We start from the raw sequence: 24,421 nt of genomic DNA on the forward strand, positions 1-24,421 counted from the left end.
CCAAACAACAATCCACAGCTAAGGTGACATGTTATGCAACCACGCCACCCTTGGGCCGACACGCTGCCACAGCTTCACGACCACCTGTGGTCACGCTTGATTCGCGGCGTACACGACCGCCACGCACCCGCGCGGCATCCTACCTTGGCAACCGTCAGCCCAAGCGGCATGCCCCAGGCACGCACGGTAGTGCTGCGCGGTGCAGACAAACAGGCCGCCACACTCACGCTATACACAGACGTGCATTCAGATAAGGTAAAGGCACTACACACCACGCCCGTTGCCGCGCTCCACGTTTGGGATGCCACCGCCCATCTGCAAACGCGTATTGAGGCAAGCGTGACGGTGTTAACCGGCGATGCTGCTCACGAACACTGGCAGCGGGTGCCTGAACACTCGCGAAGTGCTTACAGCTGTGGCCCTGCCCCTGGCGAGCCAATTACCGATGCGTTGGCGTACACCAAAACGCCGGATCAGCAGGCCTTCGCCGTGCTGTTACTCCAGGTCAACACCATCGATGCGCTGCACCTCGGCCCGCAGCACCGCCGCGCCCTGTTTACGCGTGAAGACGGCTGGGCAGGGCAGTGGGTGGTTCCCTAACGCGCTAGCAACGCAAACGGCCACCGCCACGCCCCAGTCGCCAAGGCTGCCCTGGCTCAGTATCATCACCCGCTCATTCACCACAGAAGCCACTGCTTATGTCTTGCCCGCCATGCCCCCGCTGCCAGTCCGAATTTGTCTATCAGGACCAACGCCTGTTCATCTGCCCCGAATGCGCCCACGAATGGAACCCTGAAGAAGCCGCCGCCGAAGAGGCCGTGAACGTGGCCGATGCCAACGGCACGCCGCTCGCCGAAGGCGACAAGGTCACGCTGATCAAAGACCTCAAGGTAAAAGGCAGCTCCCAAGTGCTCAAGATCGGCACCAAAGCCGTCATCAAACGGCTAAAAGAGGGCAAAGACCACCAGCTAGACTGCAAAGTAGACGGCGCAGGCGACATGATGGTGACAGCGCAGTTCGTGAAGAAAGCTTGACGACCACGTTAGGCCAACAGGGCAGCCAGCACAGTGGGAGGTGGTTTAGCCCATGGCCCTGCTAGCGCAAGCTAAGCATTAGTTACCAACTAAAGGCTCGTTCGGCAAGGTAGGCTTAACCTAAATTAGCTGGTAATCTCGAAGTGTTAGAGCGAACGACGACATAAGGAATTGACGACGCAGGATGCTTGTATAACGCTTAAACCCAGCAAGCAGCGTATGCAAGTGCAGGCTAACGGCACTTTGCTGAGTAAACTATAAAAAGCACCAATACGTTTGGACGCTGCGAGAGCGGTTACCCGTCACTTCACGTGCGAAGATATACGAATGGCTCTTTTCGACCCTGAGCGGTCATGCCGGGAAATGCAGCAGGCGCGCGAGTTTTGTATATATAGCCTAATGAAAATTAATGGCTATAAGAATCATAGGCTTGGGAAAATCTGGCAGGCTGCATTTGCTGGACAAAAGTGCCAACACGTTCATTCAATCATAGAACGCGCTGTCTAATACGCTGTTATACACAATAGCCCGCACTTACAGAGGACGAAATGCGTATTGATTTGGACTACATGGCGCGACTGCTAGATGTCTTCCTAGAGGCAGATACCGCCCATATTTCAGTTCCCGAAATTGAACGCTCTGGAATAAAGATCGCCGGGGAAACCGGTTTGGATGAAAAGTTCCTTTTCCATTTTCAGTTGGCTGCAGAGAATGGATTGATCAGTAACCGTGATCTTCAAGTAAACGGCCTCAAGTCACTTGGCATTACGATTGGCGCCGGAGGTGGGGTCAGGCTTGTATCAACGCCTATACGACTTACGCAGTCGGGTCATGATTTCGCCAACGCATTACAAAACAAAGAAGTTTTGATCAAGCTTCGCTCGGAACTTAAAGACGCCCCATTCAGAGTCCTTTTCGATGGTAGTCAGAAACTGTTAGAACATTTCGTAAAGAAGAAGCTCGATCAGCTATTGGAGTGACCAGTGTATAACCATCGCAGGCACAGCGACGGATTCTTCATTCCGGCTGCGCCTCCATTACAAAGTCGCGCGTGCTGCGGGCGTTATGTTCACTTCGTCGCCACCGTAGCCCATGAGGAAAAGTTTTGAATAAGTATTATCACGTAATATTAGAAACAACCGAAGTCGACTCGAAAGGAAAGCGAAATAGCGAGTACTGGTACGACTGCCAAGACTTAGACGAGTTATATGAAGATGTAATAGAGCCTTATGTTAAAAAGAAAGAACTGTACATTTCTGGTAGGCAAATAGATTTCGGAAATGTTCACTCTTTGATTATTAAATCTTCTTCGCAGCCAATAAGTTCTTTGGTTGATGCAGAGAGAAATAGAGTGCCTCCTGGTGTTTTTTATGTGCCAATAGCTCCTGGCGTTGTTCGCGGGAATCAAGGATTAAGTGATGTCACTAAAGAATTGGTAAAGCAAAAAAGGGCTGAGCTTGCAGAAACTCAAAATCAGTCTTCAGATACCTCACTTGTAATCGCTAAAGACGCACAAAAGAAAGTGTTCGTTGTTCACGGTCATGATGATTTAGCAAAAACACAAATGGCTAGGTTCATCGAGAAGGCAGGGTTGGAACCAGTAATCTTGCATGAGCAAGTGAGCTCGGGAATGACCATTATCGAAAAGATTGAGTCATATAACGGAGTAGGCTTCGCGGTAATTCTCTACACTCCCTGTGACTTTGGTGGCTCTAATAAACCTGATGCAACCCCTCATCCTAGGGCGAGGCAGAATGTTGTATTTGAACATGGCTACTTTTTAGGGCATTTAGGTCGCTCTAAAGTATCGGCATTCGTGAAAGGTGATATAGAAACGCCTAATGACATTAGTGGTGTAGTGTACACATCATTAGATGATGCTGGTGCCTGGAAAATGTCATTGCTGAAAGAGCTTAAAGCTGCAGGCTATTCAGTCAATGCTGAGTCATTAATTTAGATGTCGGAACATAACAAGTGGCTGCTGGCGGACGTGCCTACACTGCGCTCCGGCACGCCGCAGAGCCAAGCGTTAAGTTTCAGGAGGAGTCGTGCGAATCGAAATAGGTACGGAAACGGATTCAGATCACTGCAAAGCAATTACGCATGAATATTATAAGTGCAGAGATGCTTTTGAGAGATTTCGAGTCACAGCGGAAGGAATAATTCTTTCAGGCCAAAATAAAGAAATTTCTTATCGGGCCTATAATGCATATTCATATTTTATCCATCATTTGTATGAGTTTTTAATGGCTTGCCATGCAAGAGATGCTGGAAATACCAGTATTACTAATAAGCGAGGCCCAGAACGTACAGAGTATCTTGACTTACTGTTAACTGGTGATGCTCACAGAGTTGTTAGAGCAAGGATAGACCGGATTAGCCAAGGAAGAGCCCCAAGTTGGGAAAATCATATTTCTTATTATGAAGGCTTACTGCCAATTCCAGAGAATTTTGGGGAGGACTTTCGCACTTACAGAAACAAGATTTCAGGTCACGCCTCATTTGAACGAATATCCGAATTAAATTTAACGAAATTCTATAAAAAGTATCACCCATACCTTTATCTTCTATACAGGGATGTTGGTGAAATGTGGGGACGTGATCTCGAAGAGTTTCCATGCCTAAAAGACGTAACAAGCTTCTTCGAAACCATCGCAAATGGAACTTAACAAGTAGCGGCATTTCGCAGCCTTCGGTTGCCGGACGCTCGCAAGCTTGCGCCGTTGCGCCAAGCGTTGAAACGCTATATCAGTGGCTCCTAAAAGGCCGCTCTTGGCCGAAACCCGACACCACTATAACTAGTGATGTCGGTTTTCATTAACCCCAAACCCCACTAACCCTAACCACTTCCCTCACCACCGCCTCATTCAACACCCCGCGCTTGGCTTCCACCACCGTGAGCCATTCGCGGGCGCGGGTGATGCCGGTGTACACCAGCTCGCGGGTCAGAATGGGGTTTAGGGTGGGCGGTAGCAGTAGGGCGGTGTGTAAGAACTCCGAGCCTTGGGATTTGTGGACCGTCATCGCAAACACGGTTTCTACCGCGTGCAGGCGGGAAGGCAGCACCCAGCGGATAGGTTTGTCGGTGTCGCTAGTGGGGAAGGCGACTCTTAATAGCTTCTGCTGCGGGTTACGCGGGTCGGGCACGGCCAGGGTGATGCCGATATCGCCGTTCATCAGTTTTAGGCCGTAATCGTTTTGGGTCACCAGTACCGGGCGGCCTTCATACCAGCCTTTTTCCAACGTGTAGTCGCTGCCGTACAGCAGCTTTTTGCGGCGCAATGTGCTGGCGATGCGCTGGTTTAACCCTTCTACGCCCCAGGGGCCTTTGCGCAGCGCGCACAGCAGTTGGAAGTGGCTGTAGGCGCTGAGCACCTCGCTGGCCCAGGCGTCAAAAGCGGTTTGGTTCTCCTCGAAGGATTCCCCCGGTGGGCGCTGTGCGTGCAGCACGTTAAGGTAGTGGCGGTAGCCGGTGGGCGGGGCGATGGGCTGGCCTTCGCGGTCGGTGCGGCCTTCGCCATTGCCCGCAAAGCCGCTGGGGCTGCCGTGAATCACCAGTTTATCCAGCGCGGCGTCGTCGCTCATTACCAAGTGGTGAATATCCGGGTAGCCGTGGCGCAGCACGGCGCTTACCGCCTGCTGTTTTTCCCGTTCGCTTTGCGTATGGCCCGGCTGGTTGATGGCCTTGGCTAGCTGGCCGATGCCGCTGTGTTCATTGAAGCGGTGGCTAACCCGCAGCATGGTAATGGCTTGGTCGAGCGGTTGGCCTGCGGGGTCGATGAACTCGGCTGGCAGCGGCTGGCCGGTGGCCTGGGCCAGCCATTCGGCGGTGGCCGGGGTGTAGTGGGCGGCGTCAGCGCGGCGGCATAGGTCGCCGAGTACCGAGCCTGCCTCTACCGAGGCGAGCTGGTCTTTATCCCCCAGCAGTATGCACTGGGCGTGGGCGGGCAGGGCGCTGAGGGTGGCGGCCATCATTTCGATATCCACCATCGAGGCTTCGTCGATCACCAGTACATCCAGCGTCAGGGGGTTGGCGGCGCTGTGGCGGAAGTGGCGGGTGTCGGGGCGTGCGCCGAGTAGGCGATGTAGTGTTGTCACTTCCGTAGGAATCGCGATCTCGCTGGCTGCCGCAGAAGGTGAGTGTTCACTTAACAGCGTTGCCAACTCAGCGAGCGGTAACGCATTCACCTGCCCGGCGATAGATTCGTTCAAGCGGGCGGCGGCTTTGCCGGTGGGGGCGGCTAGGCGAATGCGCAGCGGCTGGCTGGTGTGCTGGGCCAGTTGCAGGGTTTGCAGCAGGGCGAGCAGGCGTACCACGGTGGTGGTTTTACCGGTGCCGGGGCCGCCGGTAATAATGCCGAAGCGGCTGCGGGCGGCCAGCGCGCAGGCGGTTCTTTGCCAGTCTAAGCTGTTGCTTTGTTTGAAAAGAATGTTGAGCGCTTGGGGGAGTAAGCCCGAGGCGCTGGCGTCATTCGTCTCTTCTAGGCGCGCGGCGATGTGTTGGTGCAGGCTTTGTTCGTACTGCCAGTAGCGGCGCAGGTAGAGCCGGGTGCTGGGGGTGCCGCAGGCTGAGTGAGTGGTCACTACGACCAGTGGCGTGTTGCCGGGGCCTTCGCTTGCGAGCAGCGGGTGGAGCAGGGCGGCTTGCCATTCGCTGAGTGTGAGCGTGGCCAGCACATCGCTGGGCAGCGGCGGCGGGTCGGTGAGGTCGTCCCCTTCGGGCGGTAGCGAAAGGGCGAAATCCGGCGCGTTCAGCGTGGCGTTAATATCCAGGCATACGTGGCCGCGGCCTAGCTGGTGGCTGGCAAGTGCTGCCGCCAGTAGCAGCAGTGTGGGGGCGTCCGGGGCTTCACTGGCTAAAAAGCGCACCAGGGCGCGGTCTAAATCCCGCAGCCAGCCTCGCGCGACCCAACGTTCGCACAGGGCCAGCAGTTCCGGGGTGCTGCCGAGTGCCGGGTGGGCGCCGGCGGCATCGCCAAACATATCGAAGGTGTGGGTGTCGTGCTGGCGGCTCATGCCGTGGCCTCCTGCTGGGTGGCGTGTGGCTCGCCTGCAAACAGGCTATCCAGGGCTTCGATGAGTTCAACCGGGGCGGGTTCGCCTACCACCCCGCGCCCAGGGCTGCGGCTGCCGCGTAGAAATACCGTCATCGAGCCGCCCAGGTGCTGGTGCGGGTCGTAATCCGGTAGGCGTGCTTTTAGCAGCCGGTGCATGGCGAGTAAGTAGAGCGCGGCCTGCAGGTCGTAGCGTTTGGCCAGCAGCGCGTGGCGCAGGGCCTCGGGTTCGTAGGCGCTGTCGTTGGGGCCTAGGTAGTTCGATTTCCAGTCCAGCACGTAAAAGCGCCCCTGGTGCTCGAAGGCCAGGTCAATAAAGCCTTTCAGCATGCCGTTGAGGGTGTCGGCATCCAGCGCGGGGCGCTCTACCCCTGGCAGTAAGTGCTTGCTCACCAGCGCATCAATGGCTTGGGTGTTTACCCGCTTGGCGGCAAACCAGAACTCTAGCTCTACTTGGTAGCTCTCTAGTTCATTCAGCGCCACGCTTTGCGGGGTGGGCGCGGCCAGCGGTAGCGGAGTGGTGAGCAGGGCGCTTAGCCAACCCGCCAGCGGTTCTTGCCATGCCTGCCAGCCGCGTAGCTGCACCCGCCGCCACAGCATGTCGTTGAGTGCTTCCATATCGTTCGCGGCGGTATTAAAGCCTTGCTTGCCCGCCCACTCCAGCAGCCCGTGCAGAAAGGTGCCGGGGCCGGGGCCACGTGGAAACTTATGTAAGTGAAACGCTTCTAGTTGAGATCGTTCTTGAGATAGTTCTTGGGGTTCATCCAGCACTTCAAAGGCGGTGGCTTCTTGGGCGGTGGTAGGTTCCAGCGGTGGCAGCACCGGGGCGGTCAGTGTGCCGGAAAGCCGCAGTGCGGAGTAGCTGGCAATCCACCAGTGCTCTTTGGCGGGACGCGTGGGCGTGCGGGCGTGGCCCAGCGCGCTGCTTTGCTCCACTTGGGCCACGCGCTCTGCGGTGGGCGCGGGTGGCTGGTGGATCTGTATATCGCTGCCTTCCACCAGCTCACTAAGCGCGTTATTGAGCGCCTCCGGTGAAAGGGCATTGCCGCCTTTTAGCAGGTAGCCCAGCGCGCTGTTCTCCAGGCCTTTCAGCGGGGCCAGCCCCAGCCAGGTGGCGTGGCGGGCGCGGGTAAGCGCGACGTAGAGTTTGCGCAGGTCTTCCCCCAGCCGTTCGCGGTCGGCGGTGGCGAGTATCGCGTCATCCGCTTCTAGGCTGAGCTGTAGGTTGCCTTTGCCGTCGTGCCAGCGCAGCGGTACGTCCTCGGCTTTGACCGGGCGGTGGTTGGCTATAAAGGGCAGGAACACCAGCGGATACTCCAGCCCTTTGGATTTGTGGATGGTGACCACCTTCACCAAATCCGCGTCGCTCTCCAGGCGCAGTTTGTGGCTGTCGCCGTGGCTTTCTGGGTCGGCAATGGCATCAAACAGGAAGCGAATCAGCGCGTGCTCGCCGTCCAGTTCGGCGCTGGCCTGCTGCAGCAGTTCGCCCAGGTGCAGCAGGTCGGTGAGCAAGCGCTCACCCTCTTCAAACTCCGCCAGGAGGCGGGCGGGAATATCAAAATCCACCATCATGCGGCGCACCAGCGGCAGCACACCCTGGCGCTGCCACAGGCGGTGGTAGTGGCTGAACTGCTCTACCCGCGCTTCCCAGGCCAGCTCGTTTTGCTGCAGGTGGTCCAGCTCTGCCAGGCTTAGCCCCAGCACCGGCGTGGCCAGCGCGGCGCGCAGGAGCGCTTCGGCTTGGCGGGAGCTAGCCAGCGGCTCGGCGCAGGCGCGCAGCCAGCGCTCTACCTGGGCGGCCATGGGCGAGCTAAACACCTTATCGTGATCCGAAAGATACACGCTCTTCACCCCCCGGCTGGCCAGCGCTTGGCGAATGGCGCGGGCTTCCTGCAGGCCGTTCACCAGCACCGCCATATCCGAGGGCTTGAGCGGGGTGAGCGTCTCGTCGGTTTGAAAGCCGCTCTTGCCTTGCTGGCCTGCGCTGAGCAGTTCCGCCATATAAGAGGCGCAGCGTTCGGCCATCTCGGTTTGGTAGGTGGTTTTGGAGAGCGGCTCGTCGGCTTCAAGCGGCCAGAGCGTCATGGCGGGCAGCGGCTGGCTCTGGTGAATGAGCTGTTCCCTTCGGCCTTTGGCCTCTACTGGCAGAAACGGCAGCGGGTTATCGCCGCCTTCGTCGCGGAACAGAAACGCCCCGGCGGTGTGCTGGTCGGCATAGCGGAAGCAGTGGTTCACCGCCTCTACCATCGCGCGGCTGGAGCGGTAGTTGGTGCCCAGTGTGACGTGGCGGCCTGCGGTGTCTTCGCGGGCTTTTAAGTAGGTGAAGATGTCCGCGCCGCGAAAGGCGTAAATGGCCTGCTTGGGGTCGCCGATCAGCAGCAGGGCGGCGTCTCGGCGGGGCTTGGCGACCTCATACACCGCGTTGAAAATGCGGTACTGGATGGGGTCGGTGTCCTGGAACTCGTCGATCAGCGCCACGGGGAACTGGCGCAGTATTTGCGCGGCCAGGGCCTCTTTATTGGGGCCTTGCAGGGCGCGGTCCAAGTGGGTGAGCAGGTCGTTGGGACCCATTTCGGCGCGGCGCTCTTGCTCCCGCTCCAGGCGCACTTTGCACCACTGCACGGCGTGAACCAGCAGGTCGTTGCGCGGCTCGGGCAGTGCGTTCAGTGCGGCGGGCAGCTCGGCCAGCGCTTCCCAGGCGGCGGGGCAAGGGGGCGCGCCCTCTTTCCATATCTCGGCCATGCCATCTGGAGTGAGGCGTTTCCAGGCGGCATCGGTGAGTGCGGGGCGGGTGGCGTCGCTGTCGCACCACTCCCACAGCGCTCCTAGCCAGTTGGCGCGGCTTTTGGCGTTGAAGCTTTGGCCTTTGAAGGCTTTGCGCTTGGCGGCGTCTTCCAGTGCAGGCACTAGGTCATCCAGCCAGGCGGGCCAGGGGGCTTTTAGCTCGGCTAGGTGTGCGCTGCGCTCGGCTTGGGCGGCGCTTAGGGTTTGCTCGGGCGCGGGGCGCGGGCTGCCCAGGGCCTCGCCTTCGGCCAGCAGTTTGCGCACCTGCCCGTGGAGCTGGTCCGGCGACTTCCAGTAACCGGTAATGCTGCCCAGCGCCTCGGCGTCTAGCGGGTAGTAGAAGGTGCGCCAGTAGTCGCGCACTACCTCTTGCTCCAGCTCTTGCTGGTCGTTTTCCAAATTGAGCGAGAACAGGCTGCCGCTATCGAAGGCGTGCTCGCGCAGCATGCGGTAGCACCAGCTATGGATGGTGGAAACGGCGGCTTCGTCCATCCACTCGGCGGCTAACTCTAAGCGGCGGGCGCAGGCGGGCCAGGTGGTTTCAGGGTATTGGCTGCGTAGTTGGACAAGTAAAGGATCGTCAGCAGACTCGGAAGCAGGCCACTGCGAGGGCGCTGTGAACCCATCCTTGGGCGCTACTTTTTCCATCCCTGGAAAAAGACCCTCTCCGTGGCCTGCTTCCTTCGTGTTTGGTGCTTTCCTAAACACCGCCGCCGCTTCCACCAGCCGATGGCGGATACGTTCGCGTAATTCTTGCGTGGCGGCGTTGGTGAACGTGACCACCAAAATTTCCGGCGGGGTGAGCGGGCGTACGAAGGCGGTGTTGTCTTCGCTGTGCTGCCCGCCCAGCACCAGGCGCACATACAGCAGTGCAATGGTGAAGGTTTTCCCCGTACCCGCGCTGGCTTCAATTAAACGGCTGCCGTGGATTGGGAGCGTAAGAGGGTTCAGCGGCGTTGGGGTGGCGTCCTGGCTCATTGGGCAGCTCCTTTCTTCGCGTCGGGCTTTTTAACTGCTTTGAACAGCGGCGCGTACAGCGCCTCAGCCAGCGTGGCAAAGGTGTGCCCGTTGGCTTGCTCGAAAAATAGCCGCTCGAAGCGGTGCCACTGGCGGCTTAAATACGCGCTTTGGGCCACTTCACCGGTTTGGTAGCGGCAGCCTTCATAGGCGGTTTCAGCGGCGGCGTAGGCGTCGCTGTCTCGGCCTTTTTCTTGCGCCATGTCTGGCGTGCCTTGCTTACTTAGCCAAGCAAACGCGGCTTGCGGTGCGAGCGGCAGCGGGGTTTCTAGGCCTGCTTGCCACGCGGCTAGCTGGGTTTCCAAATGCTGGCGAGCGGTCTCGGCATCCACCGGCGCTAGCGTGACATGCCCCGCTTTGGAGAGCAGTTGCGTCGTCATCGGGCCATCCAGGTTGCCCGCTAGGTGCGCAACCCAAGGGCGCAGCAGGTGGCTCCAGCGGTACTGGCCGCGCCCGCTACCTTGGCTAATCAGGCTGCTACTCAGCAGCAGCAGGCGGCAGCGGCGGCCTGCTTCATCCTGGCGCAGCTCGCCCAGGGGCTCTTCCAGCGTGAGGCCGTGGGCCTCGAAGTGAATCATGGTGTCGGGCAGGGGATGCGGCCACGCGTCTAGCGCTTCTGCGTAGGCGTTGAAAAGCGCCTCCATGGGTTCGGCGAGTGCCGCGCGCATGCGTTCGCCGAATGCGCCTATGGCCAGCACGCCTTGGCCTTGAAAGCGCTCCAACGCCTCGTGCAATGCTTGCATGCGCGGCTGTCCGTTATCCACCGCGTGGCGCTGGGCGGCAATCAGCTGGTCTTGTAGCTGCCAGTTTTGCAGGCCATCGAGAGCAAAGGGCTCGGCGTCCAGCTCGGCGATGGCTTCCTGCTCGAAATAGACCCCCAAGCGAGTATTAAAGAAGCTGCGCACCGGCTCGCGCAGAAAGCCGCCCAATTGCGCCAGTGAGAGGCTGGTGGGGGCGTTTTCTGGCGGCGGCAGCGTGCGGCTCGCGGCGGTGGGCGTGCGCGGGGCGTGCACCTCGCGCCATTCGTGGGCGTAGGTGAACAGTCGGCTTGCTGGGCTGTTGAAGTAGGCGCGGCTAAAAGGCTGCAGCGGGTGTTCGGTGGTGAGTGTTTCCAGCAGCGGCGCGCTGTTTTCCGTTTGCCAGCCGGTTTCCAAGTGGTCGCGCAGTTGGCCCACCAGCACCGAGGGCGCAAGCGCAGTGTTATCGATCTGGCTGCGGCCGACCCAACTGATGTAGAGCTGGTCGCGGGCGGAGAGCAGCGCTTCCAGAAACAGGTAGCGGTCGTCTTCCCGGCGGGAGCGGTCGCCGGGGCGGTAGTCGCTGCCCATGAGGTCGAAATCCAGCGGCGGCTGGGAGCGGGGGTATTCGCCGTCGTTCATGCCCAGCAGGCACACCCGTTTAAAGGGAATGGCGCGCATGGGCATCAGCGTGGCGAAGTTAACCGCCCCGGCCAAGAAGCGTTGGGAAAGGCTGTGCTCATCAACCTGCGCCAGCCAATGCTCCCGCACCATAGAGAGCGGCAGCGGGTCGTTGAGTTCGGCTTCCCGGCTGCTTTCCAGCATCTGCTGCAAGCCGCTTTCCAGCTTGGTGAGCATGATGCTCTCTTGGGCGTCGTCGGTGAGGAAGAAGGTTTCCAGCAGTTCCCGTAGCCGCGCCACCCAGGTGGCGGCATCGGTGGGTTGGCAGAAGCTCTCCCAGGTGGCTTCGAGCTTCTCCAGCAGCGTCGCCAGCGGCCCCGCTAAGCCCGCTTCCAGCCCGCCGATATCATCGAACGGTTCGATGCCTTGCCACGCGTGGCCGTCGCCCACGGTGTAGCCCAGCAGCAGGCGGCGCAGGCCGAAGGCCCAGGTGTTTTGGCTCAGCCCACCGGGCAGCTCCAGCCGCTGGCGCTGCTTGGCGTTGAGACCCCAACGTATCCCCGCGCCTTCCATCCAGCGCTCTAGTACCGGCAGGTCGCGCTCTTCTAGGCCGAAGCGCTGGCGCAGGGCGGGTACATCCAGCAGGTCGAGCAAATCGCTCACCGATAGGCGCAGCTCCGGCAGCCGCAGCAGCTTTTCCAGCGCAATCATCAGCGGCAGGCGGTGGCGGCTGGCTTGGTCCGAGAGCGTGTAGGGAATGTGCCGTGGGTCGTCGGTGGGCAGCTGACCAAACACCGCTTCGATGTGCGGCGCGTAGCGGTCGATATCCGGCACCATGACGATGATGTCCCGTGGGCGCAGGTGTGGGTCGGCGCTGAAGGCGGCCAGCAGTTGGTCGTGGAGAATCTCCACTTCCCGCTGGGGGCCGTGGGCGATATGAAACACGATGGAGTCATCGGAAGCGGGCAGTGCAGGCCAGTGGCCTTGCGTTTCTACCACCGGGCGCAGCTCGCGGATGTCGTCTTGTAGCTGGCTGAGCAGGCAGTGGCGATCCTCGCCGCTGAACGGCTCGAACATATCGATGCGTAGTGCCTGCTGCTCGAATAAGGTTTGGTAGTTGCCTGCGTCGTCGTGCTCATCGAGCAGGCGCAGGTAGTCGCGGCCCTGCTTGCCCCAGGCGGCTAGCAGCGGCTGGGCGTGCAGGTGCAGGGCGTCATCGGCATCGCCGGTGCCCAGTACATCCAGCGCTTCGGGCATGCCAGTTTTGCGCCGCTGGCGGTAGCGCTGGGCGCGCAGCAGGTCTTTGTGTTCGATAATATCCGCCCAGTAGAACTGGCAGGGGTTGTGAACACATAGCACGATTTGGCAGCAGCGTGAAAGCGCCGCCAGCGCTTCCAGGGTTTGCTGGGGCAGCGATGAAATCCCGAAGATGATCAGCCGCCGAGGCAGCCCCGGCGGGCAGTCTTGGCCTTCTAAGTGCTCGGTGGCCTTCAAAAAGCGCTGGTGAACCTGGGCGCGGCTGCTGTTCAACCCGGCATCGCCTTGGGTGGCGGCCACGTCGTCACGCAGGATGCGCCAGAGCGCGGGCTGCCATCGCTGGTGCTCTTCCAGCGGGCGGTGCTCACCTCTGGCGGTAATCAGCACATCGTGGCCGTTGGCCCAGGCGTCCAGCCAGTCAGCGCGGTACACCTGATACTGGTCAAACAGATCCGCCAGCCGTTCGGCCAGTTGGTAGTGCTTGCGCTGGTCGCGGTCGATTTCTAGAAACTGCGCCAGCGGCTCGAACACCGGCTGCCCGGCCAGGGTAGGCAGCAGGCGCAGCAGCCGCCACACCAAGCGCGACTTATCGAACGGCGAGGTTTCCGGCACGGCGTCGGCATTTTTCGAAACGTAAGTGAGCACCGTGCGGTAGGCCTGCCATAAAAACCGCGCGGGCAGCATCACCTCTAGCGCCGCCGCAATGCCCGCGCCGCCGTCCTTGGGGTCTTCCGCCAACGCCAGCTTCAGCCACTGCCCAATACCGTTGCTCTGCACCAGAATGGTTTCGTTCTCCAACGGCCCCAACGGCTGGCGGCGCATCCACTCCACCGCCAAACCGCGTAAATCTTCCAAGCGGTTAGCGTGTACCACCATAAAACCGGGGGGGAGCGAAGTGGGGGAGAATAAAATATTGGCAGGCATACGGCGGCGTTCCTTCACGGCAATCAGCGTCACGGGGTGCGGTGAGGCTATGGTGCCATAAGTTAAGTGCCTTGCGGGATGTAAGATATATCGCCAAGCTGTGCCCTTTGCCATGCCATTGAGAGGAGTCCGTGATGACTGAGCCGACCAACAATAATACCCGCCGCCACTCTGCCCAAGTGGTGGATGGCCCCGGTAAAGCGGCTAGCCGCGCCATGCTGCGCGCCGTGGGCTTCAACGATGATGATTTTCAAAAGCCTCAGGTGGGCGTTGCGTCTACCTGGAGCATGGTGACGCCATGTAATAGCCATATCGGTGAGCTGGCGGAGTTTGCCCGTGATGGGGCTGATGCTGCCGGTGGCAAAGGGGTGATTTTTAATACCATCACTATTTCTGATGGCATCGCCAACGGCACCGAAGGCATGAAGTACTCGCTGGTCTCGCGGGAAGTGATTGCCGATTCGATTGAAACCGTGGCGGGCTGCGAAGGCTTTGATGGGCTGGTGGCTATAGGCGGTTGCGATAAAAATATGCCGGGCTGCATTATGGGCTTGGCGCGACTGAATCGCCCCAGCGTGTTTGTTTATGGCGGCACCATCATGCCCGGCAAAGGGCACACTGATATTGTTTCGGTGTTTGAGGCCATGGGCGCCCACTCCCGTGGTGATATCGATCTAATTGAGCTTAAAAACATCGAAGAAACCGCCATCCCTGGCCCGGGTTCCTGTGGCGGTATGTATACCGCCAACACCATGGCGTCTGCCATTGAAGCATTGGGCATGAGCCTGCCGGGTAGTTCAGCGCAGAACGCCATTTCCCAAGAGAAACGCGACGACTGTAAAGCCGCCGGTGAGGCCGTGCTGGCGCTGCTGGCTCAAGATATCAAACCCTCCGATATCATGACCCGCGAAGCGTTCGAGAACGCGATTACGGTGGTCATCGCCCTTGGGGGGTCGACCAACGCGGTGCTGCACCTGATAGGCATGGCACGCACTATCGACGTTGAGCTGACCCTGTCAGACTTTACCGAGATTGGTAAACGCGTTCCGGTGCTGGCCGACCTGCGCCCCAGTGGCCACTATATGATGAGCGAGCTGGTGGCGATTGGCGGTATTCAGCCGCTGATGAAAATCCTGCTGGATGCCGGACTACTTAACGGCGACTGCCTAACGGTCACGGGCAAAACGCTGGCAGAGAACTTAGCCGATGTGGAGCCTTACCCCATTGATCAGCAGATCATCGCGCCGCTGGGTAACCCGCTTAAAGGCGAAAGCCATCTGCGTATTTTGTTTGGTAACTTAGCGCCGGAAGGCGCGGTGGCGAAAATCACCGGCAAAGAGGGCACGCGCTTTAGCGGCTCGGCGCGGGTGTTTGGCTCGGAAGAGGAAGCCCAGGCGCGCATTAATGATGGCACCGTGGTGGCGGGCGATGTAGTGGTAATTCGCTACGAAGGCCCGAAAGGCGGGCCTGGCATGCGCGAAATGCTCACGCCTACCTCGGCCATTATGGGCCGTGGTTTAGGCAACGACGTGGCGCTGATTACCGATGGTCGCTTCTCTGGCGGCAGCCACGGGTTTGTGGTGGGGCATGTGTCGCCGGAAGCCTTCGACGGTGGCCCGCTGGCGCTGGTAGAAGATGGCGATGCCATCACCATCGACGCCGAAGAGGACACTATTGATGTACATATCAGTGACGAGGAGATGATGCGCCGCCGCGCGGCTTGGCAGCAGCCAGCACCTCGCTATACGCGCGGTGTACTGGCGAAGTACGCCAAGTTGGTCAGTTCTGCGAGTACGGGTGCGGTTACCGACTAAGCGTAAAGCGGCGTCACCATGCTGCTTCTTATAGATGGCCATGGGGAATGTCATCAAGCAGTCAAGCGCAAGGCTTAACATTGAGCCTTGCGCTTTTTAATTGGCTAAACGGTGGGAACAATGGCAGAACAGGTACCGCCAAGAGGGCGGATAAGTGAAGTTTTTTGGGCGTTTCTGGCCCTGGGGCTGACCTCGTTTGGTGGTCCGGTCGCACACCTTGGCTACTTTCGCACGGAGTTTGTGGCACGACGCAAATGGCTTACTGAGCAGGCCTACGCGGATTTAGTCGCGCTATGCCAGTTTTTGCCGGGGCCGGCTAGCAGTCAGGTAGGCTTTGCGTTGGGGTTAATGCGGGCAGGCCCTTGGGGCGCGGCCATGGCATGGCTGGCATTCACACTGCCCTCGGCGTTGGTGTTGGCGATGTTTGCCATGGGCGCGGCAGTGCTGGATGGTCCAATTGCCAGTGGCATTATTCACGGCTTGAAGATTGTGGCGGTGGCCATTGTGGCCCATGCGGTGTGGGGGATGGCGCGTAACCTCTGCCCAGATAAAACCCGTGCAGGTATTGCGCTTGCGGCGGTGTTTGCCGTGGTAATGGTGAGTGGGCCGTTGGGTCAGGTGAGTGCGATTGTGCTGGGTGGTTTGGTGGGGCTTTTGCTCTGCCGTGAAAGCGCTCAGGGCGAGCTGGCGGACTCGTTACATTTTGCGGTGTCCCGTAAGGTAGGCATGATTTCCCTGGGGCTTTTTGTAGCGCTGCTGGTGCTGTTGCCGCTACTGGCCGGGGGGGCGATGTGGCCGGCCTTGGTGGATGCGTTCTACCGTTCGGGTGCGCTGGTGTTTGGTGGTGGTCATGTGGTGTTGCCGCTGCTGGAAGCTGAAGTGGTGCAGTCGGGCTGGATAACGGCGGATGAGTTCTTGACTGGCTATGGAGCTGCACAGGCCGTGCCGGGGCCGCTGTTCACCTTTGCGGCCTACCTAGGGGCACTACTACCTGGGTTGCCCAGCGTGATCGGCGCACTGTTGGCGCTGCTGGCGATTTTCGTGCCAGGCTTTTTGCTGTTGGTCGGCGTGCTGCCGTTTTGGAACCGTTTCCGCCAGTGGGGCAGCGCCCAAGCGTTGATGCGCGGGGCTAACGCCGCCGTGGTGGGCATTTTAGGGGCAGCGCTGTACAACCCCGTGTGGATCAGCGCCATTGTAGGGCCTTATGAGTTTGCGCTGGCGCTCACTGGGTTCTTACTGTTAACCATCTGGAAGCTGCCTGCATGGGCAGTGGTGATTGTGGTCGCGCTGGGTGGTGTTTTGATTGCACCCTAGGCTCTAGCTAAGGCAATGGTTGGCTGGGTTTTAAGAAGCAAAACCGCCGCTTTGTTTAAGCGGCGGTGAATGCCTTTCTGCGTTTTCGTCCCCTGCGGGGCAAGGCAAGCACGCTTTAAGCCAGCATAATGGTTTAGTCGGCTTTTACTCCTTCTGGTAATTCAAAGGGAATGCCTTCAGGTGGTTCAAAGTTGACGGGAATATCTCCCGTTAGGGCTTCTTGGAAGGCGACCAGCTCGTCCAGCGCCTCATCATCAAGCTCTTGGCCTAACTGTATGCGCGCCATAATTTCTGTTGCACGGCGAAGGTCATCCACAGAGCCATCATGGAAGTAGGGGCCGGTTTGCGCAATATTGCGCAGCAGGGGAACGCGGAAGAAGAAACGATCGCCTTCTTCGCCGGTGGCGTCCATAAGACCTGACATGATTTGCGGCGATCCAGTGTGCTCCCAGTAGTTTTCCATGACACCGAAGCGTTGGAGCATCGTACCGCCGACCAGCTCGCCGCTATGGCATCCCGCACAGCCTGTGTTCAGGAAGCGCTCCAGACCACGAACTTGTAGCTCATCTAGCGCGTCGTCGTCGCCTTCCATCCAGGCATCGTAAGGAGCAGGGGTTCTCAGGGTACGCTGATAAAATTCCAGTGCTTCACCGTAATTGGTAACTGAAATGGGGTCTGGGTCGTTAGGAAAGGCTGCTTCGAATAAGTCTGCATATCCATGCTCTTCCAGAACGGGAAGAATGTCTTCACGCTCACCAAAGCCCATCGAGCCGGTGATGGATCCCATCGCTTGGGCGGCACCGCTCTCGCGGTCCGCTAGCCAACGCAAACCGGGCGTATCTTGAGAGTGGAAGACCGTTTGAGACTGTAGTGTCTCAGAACCGCGTGCGTTTATGGAGCGAGGGCGACTATCAGAACCCCAGTTCTCGCGGAAGTGACAGCTGGCACATGCGACCTCGCCATTTGAAGATAGACGAGTATCCCAAAATAGCGCTTGGCCGAGCTTCGAAATAGGGTTTTCCACCTCGTCACCCGGTGTGGCGCTGACCGTTCCTAGTACCGTATTCGCTCTTTCTCTAAGCGAGTCGTTGGATGCGATAGCCAGTTGGCCCGCGACCAACGCTGAACCCGCTATAGCGGCCACCATCAGCTTTTTTTGCATGGCTATTGTCCTCTTTATGTCACGATTGTTTTGATCCGTGGGTGCGAATAGGCAGTGTGAGAGTGCCACGATGGTTTTCAGGCGTGGCTCACACTGCTGATGGTTATGCACCTTCTAATAATTGATAGCTATTTAGCTAAAAGCTTTTAGCTATCAAAAGAAGTATGAAAGCTGACGAAGAGCCTGTCCTGTGGTAGCAAGACGGATTGGTACTTCTATGACATGGGTCAAAATGACCGTAAGTGTTTATGCTAAATAAGTTTGTTCATAGTTATTTGGAATTGATACATGGGGCGCATCGAGGTTCTGTTATGGCGTGCTTCCCTAGCAGAGGTACTGGATAATACCCCTGCTAGAAATACCCCTATTAAAATTCACTTAGATACGGCTTACTTTAACCGGTAACCCTTGGCGCACGCTGGCACCGCTAATAGGCTCTAGCCAAGTGCCGTCTACCGACCGCGTAGGGTCTTTAAATCCCAAGTCGTTGATGTTGATGCCTGCCCGCATCCACGGCATATCTGGCTGGGACTTACCGTCAATAATATGCGGTGTGGCGCCTAAATCTTTATGGCCGTAGCCATGCTCTATGCCCAGGGCGCCGGGCACAACGCTTTCGCTTACCAGGGCTAGCCCCACCACGCTGCCGCCGGGGCTTTCAATGCGAATGGTGTCGCCATGCTGAATACCAAAGCGCTCGGCGTCTTGGCGGTGCATTTGTACTGGGTTATAAGGCTTGATCATCCGCAGCCGCTCGTTGCCGATAGCATAGGAGTTCATCAGGTTAGATTTGAACGAAAACGCCAGCAGCGGCCATTCCTGTTCTGAAAACACCTCACGCATGGCCTGTTTGTTCGCCAGCTGGGGCAGCTTATGGCACGGCACGCCGATGTTGGGCAGGCCGTTAGTGGTGTCAATGCTGGTGCCTACCGCTTCGTTGTAAACGCATAAGGTCTGTTTCCACTGGTGTTTCAAATGCTCGCCAACAAAGTGTTGGCTGGCATCTTCAAAGCGCCCCCCTCGTGCGTAAAGGTACGCCACACGTTTGCGCTCGGCGGCTTTCAGCGTGCGTTCAAGCTTGGGCAGCAGTGGCGCAATACCGCTATGAGCAACATCGGCGTCATTGGCTTCTGGCAGTGGCTCGTCCTGAAAGGCGATATTGGCGGCCGCACGCAGGTAATAGTCTTCGGCGCGGTTGAGTGGGTGAAGGTTGCCGTCGGCATCGGGAATGGCGTTGTCCCCAAAGCCGGGTAGCCCTAGCCGTTTGGCCACGGCAATAAAGAAGCTGTCCATGGATACCGGCTCACCGTCGGCGGTTTTTTGTTGGCGCGGTTCCACCACTGGCCAGCAGGCGGTCGTCAGCTTGCCCAGCGTGCCTTTCCAAGAGCCTGCAAAGCCCCATACTTCGTACATCACTGAATCCGGTACGATGTAATCGGCGTAGCGGTTGGTCTCGTTGATAAAGCCATCAACCGCGACAAACAGCCCCAAGCGCTTGGGATCTTTTAACTTATCAACAATCACGCCTTTTAAGCCCGCTTGGCCATAAATTGGGTTAGCCATGCAGCCAATCACCGCTTTAATGGGGTAAGGGTAGCCATCCAGCGCTGAAGGTAAATGCTCGGTGAGTGTAGGTGGTGCTAAGGAGCGCCAGGGCGCCTTGGCAGGGTATGGGTTTTCCCCGGCGGCGACCTTGCGCTGGTACTCCGATGATTTTTCATAAGGAAAGCGTGAGCGTGAAAGGAACACGCCCTGAGGGCCACGCTTGCCGGGGAAGTTGGCTAAATCGTAGCGCGGGCCTTCTCCCGTACCGCTGTAGGTGCCACCCCCCACCGCGCTGCCGCCTTTCATGTTGTAGTTGGCTGCCAGCAGGTTAAGCATTTGAACGCCAAAAGCAGCGTAGAAGCCGTTGCCTGACATCATACCGCCGTGGCAGTTAACGGCGGCCTTACGGCCGTGGCTGGCATACGTTTTGGCTAAGTCGATAATCGTTGCTTTGGGAATACCACAATGTTCAGCATAGGTGTCCATGTCGTATTCATGGGCCGATTCACGCAGCAGCGTTAGGCTGGTTTTAACGGTGACGGTGCTGCCATCGGCAAGCTCCACTGCGCGCTCGGCAAATAGCTCGGCGGCCATGACATCTTCGCTGAGCGCGAATTCGCCGTCTGACACGACGACGGGCATATCCGCATCGCTACCGGCCTCAGCAAGGCCCAAATCGCTGGCGCGCAAAAAGTAGCCACGGCGCGGATGTTCAAACGTATCAATGACCAAATGCGTCGCGTTGGAGTGGGTGGTCTCGCCTGCGGCATCGGCGGCGGACTGGCCCGGTAGGGCGAGAAAGTCGCTGGCGTAACCCTCGTTATCCAGTAGCCACTGAATCATTGCCATGGCAAAGGCGCTGTCGGTGCCGGGGCGAATGGGCACCCAGCGGTTATTATCCGCCGCGTGGGAAGTGGCGGCATTTAGTGCGGGGTCGACTACCACATACTCAAGGGTTCCTGCAGCGCGTGCCTGAGCAAGCAAACGGCCCTGACGCTTAAACGGGTTGCCTGCTTGGCTGGGCGCGCAGCCGATATACATGATGAACTGTGCGTTCTGAATGTCGGGTTTTACATGGGCATTAGTGACAATATTGTTCATCACTGCCCCCGACCCCATGCGGAACGCCAAGCCGCAATAAGCACCGTGGTGGCCGTAGTTGCGCGTCGCAAAGGCATTGAGGGTAAAGCGTTTAAGCAGGTCTGAACGCCCGTAGTCGGTGGCTTCCATGACCATCAGCTGGTTCGCCTTGGGGCCGTACTCTGGATTGGCAGGGTCGATAGGCGTGTCGTGATCGTGAATGGCTCGTAAGCCGTCTACATGACCTTCGTTAAACAGGTCGCCGCCTTCGCAGACTTCTTCAATCAGCTGCTCAAAAGAGATTTTCTGCCATTCGCGGTTACCGCGTTCACCCACCCGTTTAAGGCAGTGGTCGATCCTGAAAGGGTTGGTGATCTGGCTCATCATTGAGTTACCACGGGCGCAAGCGGTAGAGCGATTTACTTGGCCTTGTTCTCCGTAAGCGCTCACGCTGCGCAATGCCTCGGCCACTGGAGTGCGCATAGGTAGATGATCGTCGGCAGAGAGAGGGTGGTAAGGGTTGCCAGATACCCGCAGCACTTCGCCCTGGGTGTCATCAACTCGCACCCTGACGCCGCACTGGGTGGTGCAGCCGTAGCAAATAGTAAAGGCGACTCGCTGGTCGGGTGTGAGGGTTAGCTCGCCGGTGTCTAAATCAACGCGGTATTCCGGTGTTAGCGAGTTGCCATGAATATGGTGCTTAGGTTTTTCACCCGCGCTGCCGGTAACGCCCTTGGCCATTTTGGCCAGTGGGTCGGCATAGCCCACTGCAAAGGTGGCGGCACCGCCTGCGGCAGCAGCGCCTTTAAGAAACCGGCGGCGTGAGAGGTCTTGAGCAGACTTAGCCATGGTTAGGCGCTCCTTGTTTAGCGTTAAGAGAGTCACTGGTAGCGGCAAGAGGGTCACTGGATGCATGGGCATCGAGAGGAGTAGGGGTGTTGACGCCACCTTGCTTGGCCTGCCGCCAAGGGATAAACAATTCAATCAGTAAGATGGCGGCGAGCCAAAGCCCAAACGTACCCACGATGCCTAAGATGCCGGAAGAGCCAGCGGGAATGCCGTAGTGGTGGAAACCTGCGCTGTTACGGGCCACATGTTGAACATCCATCAGCACCACCCAGCGGAACATCCAGCCCATATGAATCGCCACGAGGCCTAGTAGCCATGCCCAGGCAAAAAGTGCGGGCTGGCGATGGGGTGGGCGCAAGAGTAAAAGCGCCACAACCGCAAAGAGTGCTGCTCCGGTCACACTGCCCCACAGCGCAGTGCTGCGCCAAGAGGGACTGTGGCGCACAGATTCAAGCGCCGCTGCCACAGAACCTACGTGGGCATTCATGCCATCTAATAACCAGCTAAGCGCTATCAAACCAGCGACTGCACAGAAGGCTAACAGTACATAGAGCATTTGCCGGGTAGCGTCGTTTGAACGTAGCCCGCTTGCACGGTTTAGTACCAGCACTAGTCCAGCCGCTGCGATAAATCCGGTGGCGACCAGCATGGGTGGCAGCCATAGGGTGTTCCATAACGGACGCGCCTTAACAACGGCCAGCTCCGCCCCGGTGTAGAGCATAATAGCGCTAGAAAGCAGTAGCGCGGTTAGCCCAACAACGGCCACCAGCACTCTCGGCGTGGCTCCATTGCCTAGGCTCAGCCACTTTGCGATAAGCCCGCCAAGCCCTGACGCACTCCGCTGAGCTTGCAATGCAGGGCGCCAGGCCAGCCAGGCAAGGCCTAATACACTGATCAGGTAAATTGGCAGTACCACGCTGCCAATCGACATCCACGAATGGGTGTTGGCGTAGGCGTAGAAGTGCCAGAAACGCAACGGCTGGTGTAAATCTGCCAGTAAGGCTACCGGTGCTACTAGCGTCGTACTAACGCAGGCGATGAGCGCCAGACGTGCCGTCGGTAACCACGTTTTTTTGCCAAATATTAAGGCCGGGGCAGTTAGCCACACACTTGCGTAGGAGATTGCGATCAGAAAAAAATACTGTACCGCCCAGGGGTACCAGGCGATGTCATAGCGGGGAGCGAGTAGTTCAATGGTGGAATTCATAGCCCATCTCCTGACCGTGGGGGTCGAGCACTTCAAGAGCCACCGGTTCCGCTACGGGGCGTGTGGTGAACCGCTCATCCATACCGAGGTAAAACACTTGGGGAAGCGTATTTTTTTCTGGCTGCAGTACCATAAGTGCATCGCGGTGTTCTTGGATCAAGCGGCTGATTTGGCTATTCGGGTCGCGCATGTCGCCGATGATCCGCGCACCACCTACACAGCTTTCCACGCAGGCGGGCAGCAGCCCTGCCTCTAAACGATGCGCACAGAACGTGCATTTGTCGGCGGTTTGGGTGCGTTCGTTGATAAAGCGTGCATCATAGGGGCAGGCGTTAACACAGTAAGCGCAGCCCACGCAGCGGTCACTATCAACCACAACGATGCCATCCTGCTGTTGGTAGGTAGCTTCAACGGGGCAAACAGGCACGCAGGGTGGGTTTTCGCAGTGGTTACACAGGCGTGGCAGCATAAACGTGGCCAGCGCACCGCTCTCCTGGTGCTGCACTTCGTACTGGGAAACCGTGGTGCGAAATTGGCCAAGCGGTGCGGCGTTCTCGATATGACACGACACCGTACAAGCCTGGCAGCCGATGCACTGGCGAAGGTCAATCAGCATGCCGTAGCGTTTGGTGGGGTCACCTTCGCGGCGGGCAGGCTGTTGATTAATGCCGGCTTGGGCAATGCTTGAAAGTGGTACTAGCGCAGCGCCTGCGCTTAAGCGGGCTAACTGGCCGAGTAATGATCGGCGTATGGCGTCCATAGCGCCTCCTTAGCGGATAAAGCGTCATTCGCAGGGGGCGAATGGTCGGGATAGGCTAAGGTTACGCCTCAAGCTGAAAGAAAAAATTGATTACCGTCAATGGGTTAGCGTGGCTTTCTTAATGCTCTCTTAATCTTAGAGCGCTAACTGATTGTTTTAACGAAAGATCGTCTATTAAGCGGTACAAATAAAAACAGGCTGACCCAATGGGCCAGCCTGTATTGAAAAGAGGGGAGATTCTGATGTAGTAGCTGTTGCTATGGCGCCTCCAGCTCTAGGGTGCGACGCAGTACATTGAGTTCGTCAATGTTGAGGTGCTCAAGCCTTCCGGCGAGCAGGTCGCTGACCTTTTGCACTGGAAGACCCGCCCGGTGGGCGATATCACGACTTCCTAGGTCTGAAATAGCAATCAGACGGGTAATAATACGCATTAAGCGCGTACGTTTTTCTAAATCCCTGACGTCGAGGTCAGGGCTGCTTCGCGGAGGATCCAGCGTTTCTGCGTAAGCGGTTGAGTATGCCGTACTCATGGGACTCCATCAGTCTGAAATGACAATCACACAATGCCGCCAAGTCGCGCGCTTTTCAATGCCTAATTTGATGAAAATTTCACGATCACGCAAACGCCCGCAAACGGTTACGGCTCTGGTAAACTACGCGCCTTCCTATTTCTGAGTGAGCTGCGCACTGTGTGCGGCTTTTTCCACTGCTTTTTTGCTTAACGAGGCCGTTGGCCGAGGAGTTTTTGCATGTCGAACAGCGCACCTAAAGTGGGCGTGATCATGGGGTCAAAATCTGATTGGCCGGTCATGGAGCACGCGGTGGCGATGTTAGAGCGGTTGGGCGTTGCCTATGAAACCCGCGTGGTGTCAGCGCACCGGACCCCAGACCTGCTGTTCGAATATGCGAAAAGTGCCGCTGAGCGTGGCCTCCAGGTAATTGTGGCGGGTGCAGGCGGTGCGGCCCACTTGCCAGGCATGGTGGCCTCGCAAACGGCGCTTCCGGTGCTGGGCGTGCCGGTTGAATCCAAAGCGTTGAAAGGCTTGGATTCGCTGCTCTCTATTGCGCAAATGCCCGGCGGTATTGCGGTGGGTACGCTGGCCATTGGCAAGGCCGGGGCCACCAATGCCGGCTTGCTGGCAGCGCAAATTGTTGGTTTGCAAGACACCGCTATCCGCGAAGCAGTGGAAGCTTTCCGTGCCGAGCAAACCCAGCTAGTGCTGGATAACCCTGACCCGCGCCCCGATGCGGAAGCGAACTAA

General features: G+C 58.3%; 16 protein-coding genes. 8 read left to right on the forward strand and 8 right to left on the reverse strand.

Annotated elements, in window-relative coordinates:
- The first annotated feature begins 33 nt into the window (after window positions 1-33).
- The 5 genes from P8S54_RS16120 to P8S54_RS16140 all read left to right on the forward strand — a co-directional run bounded on the left by P8S54_RS16120 (window position 34) and on the right by P8S54_RS16140 (window position 3,703).
- Entirely contained in the window at window positions 34-600 is a 567-nt protein-coding gene (locus P8S54_RS16120; protein ID WP_281442554.1) for a pyridoxamine 5'-phosphate oxidase family protein, read from the forward strand.
- Between the two features lie 98 nt (window positions 601-698).
- The gene (locus P8S54_RS16125; protein ID WP_009100498.1) at window positions 699-1,034 is read left to right on the forward strand and encodes a zinc ribbon domain-containing protein YjdM; all 336 of its coding nucleotides are present in this window, start codon (window positions 699-701) and stop codon (window positions 1,032-1,034) included.
- A gap of 548 nt (window positions 1,035-1,582) precedes the next feature.
- The gene (locus P8S54_RS16130) at window positions 1,583-2,014 is read left to right on the forward strand and encodes a hypothetical protein (RefSeq protein ID WP_281442555.1); all 432 of its coding nucleotides are present in this window, start codon (window positions 1,583-1,585) and stop codon (window positions 2,012-2,014) included.
- Window positions 2,015-2,139: 125 nt separating this feature from the next.
- Window positions 2,140-2,991, forward strand: a complete 852-nt coding sequence (locus P8S54_RS16135; RefSeq protein ID WP_281442556.1) for a nucleotide-binding protein — start codon at window positions 2,140-2,142, stop codon at window positions 2,989-2,991.
- A gap of 91 nt (window positions 2,992-3,082) precedes the next feature.
- Entirely contained in the window at window positions 3,083-3,703 is a 621-nt protein-coding gene (locus P8S54_RS16140) for a hypothetical protein (RefSeq protein WP_281442557.1), read from the forward strand.
- A 148-nt stretch (window positions 3,704-3,851) separates the two neighbouring features.
- On the opposite strand, the gene recD is transcribed toward P8S54_RS16140, so the two are convergent.
- From recD to recC, 3 genes are read right to left on the reverse strand one after another with little or no spacing between them, the layout of a single operon-like run.
- Complete coding sequence (gene recD, locus P8S54_RS16145) at window positions 3,852-6,050, reverse strand: exodeoxyribonuclease V subunit alpha (RefSeq protein ID WP_281442558.1); 2,199 nt, start codon at window positions 6,048-6,050, stop codon at window positions 3,852-3,854.
- Entirely contained in the window at window positions 6,047-9,850 is a 3,804-nt protein-coding gene (gene recB / locus P8S54_RS16150) for an exodeoxyribonuclease V subunit beta (RefSeq protein ID WP_281442559.1), read from the reverse strand. Before recB ends, recD begins: the two co-directional genes overlap by 4 nt.
- Window positions 9,847-13,428 carry an exodeoxyribonuclease V subunit gamma gene (gene recC / locus P8S54_RS16155; RefSeq protein ID WP_281442560.1) on the reverse strand — a complete coding sequence of 1,194 codons (3,582 nt, stop codon included), beginning with the start codon at window positions 13,426-13,428 and terminating at the stop codon, window positions 9,847-9,849. The genes recB and recC overlap by 4 nt, the downstream gene beginning before the upstream one ends.
- Before the next feature lie 134 nt (window positions 13,429-13,562).
- On the opposite strand from recC, the gene ilvD reads away from it, so the two are divergent.
- Window positions 13,563-15,242 carry a dihydroxy-acid dehydratase gene (gene ilvD, locus P8S54_RS16160; RefSeq protein ID WP_281442561.1) on the forward strand — a complete coding sequence of 560 codons (1,680 nt, stop codon included), beginning with the start codon at window positions 13,563-13,565 and terminating at the stop codon, window positions 15,240-15,242.
- A 120-nt stretch (window positions 15,243-15,362) separates the two neighbouring features.
- Window positions 15,363-16,556 carry a chromate efflux transporter gene (gene chrA / locus P8S54_RS16165; RefSeq protein WP_281442562.1) on the forward strand — a complete coding sequence of 398 codons (1,194 nt, stop codon included), beginning with the start codon at window positions 15,363-15,365 and terminating at the stop codon, window positions 16,554-16,556.
- Between the two features lie 133 nt (window positions 16,557-16,689).
- On the opposite strand, the gene P8S54_RS16170 is transcribed toward chrA, so the two are convergent.
- The 5 genes from P8S54_RS16170 to P8S54_RS16190 form a co-directional block, all read right to left on the reverse strand.
- Complete coding sequence (locus tag P8S54_RS16170; protein ID WP_281442563.1) at window positions 16,690-17,718, reverse strand: cytochrome c peroxidase; 1,029 nt, start codon at window positions 17,716-17,718, stop codon at window positions 16,690-16,692.
- 378 nt (window positions 17,719-18,096) lie between these two features.
- A complete protein-coding gene (locus tag P8S54_RS16175; protein WP_281442564.1) occupies window positions 18,097-21,192 on the reverse strand; it encodes a molybdopterin dinucleotide binding domain-containing protein in 3,096 nt (1,031 codons plus the stop codon).
- Entirely contained in the window at window positions 21,185-22,399 is a 1,215-nt protein-coding gene (gene nrfD / locus P8S54_RS16180) for an NrfD/PsrC family molybdoenzyme membrane anchor subunit (RefSeq protein ID WP_281442565.1), read from the reverse strand. The genes P8S54_RS16175 and nrfD overlap by 8 nt, the downstream gene beginning before the upstream one ends.
- A complete protein-coding gene (dsrO, locus tag P8S54_RS16185) occupies window positions 22,383-23,159 on the reverse strand; it encodes a sulfate reduction electron transfer complex DsrMKJOP subunit DsrO (protein ID WP_281442566.1) in 777 nt (258 codons plus the stop codon). Before dsrO ends, nrfD begins: the two co-directional genes overlap by 17 nt.
- 257 nt (window positions 23,160-23,416) lie before the next feature.
- On the reverse strand, window positions 23,417-23,689 hold the full coding sequence (locus P8S54_RS16190) for an XRE family transcriptional regulator (RefSeq protein ID WP_281442567.1): 273 nt from the start codon (window positions 23,687-23,689) through the stop codon (window positions 23,417-23,419).
- A 219-nt stretch (window positions 23,690-23,908) separates the two neighbouring features.
- Between P8S54_RS16190 and purE the strand changes: the two genes are divergently transcribed.
- A complete protein-coding gene (purE, locus tag P8S54_RS16195) occupies window positions 23,909-24,421 on the forward strand; it encodes a 5-(carboxyamino)imidazole ribonucleotide mutase (RefSeq protein ID WP_009097207.1) in 513 nt (170 codons plus the stop codon).

The sequence above is a fragment of the Halomonas sp. M1 genome, assembly GCF_029581375.1.
GTDB lineage: Bacteria > Pseudomonadota > Gammaproteobacteria > Pseudomonadales > Halomonadaceae > Vreelandella.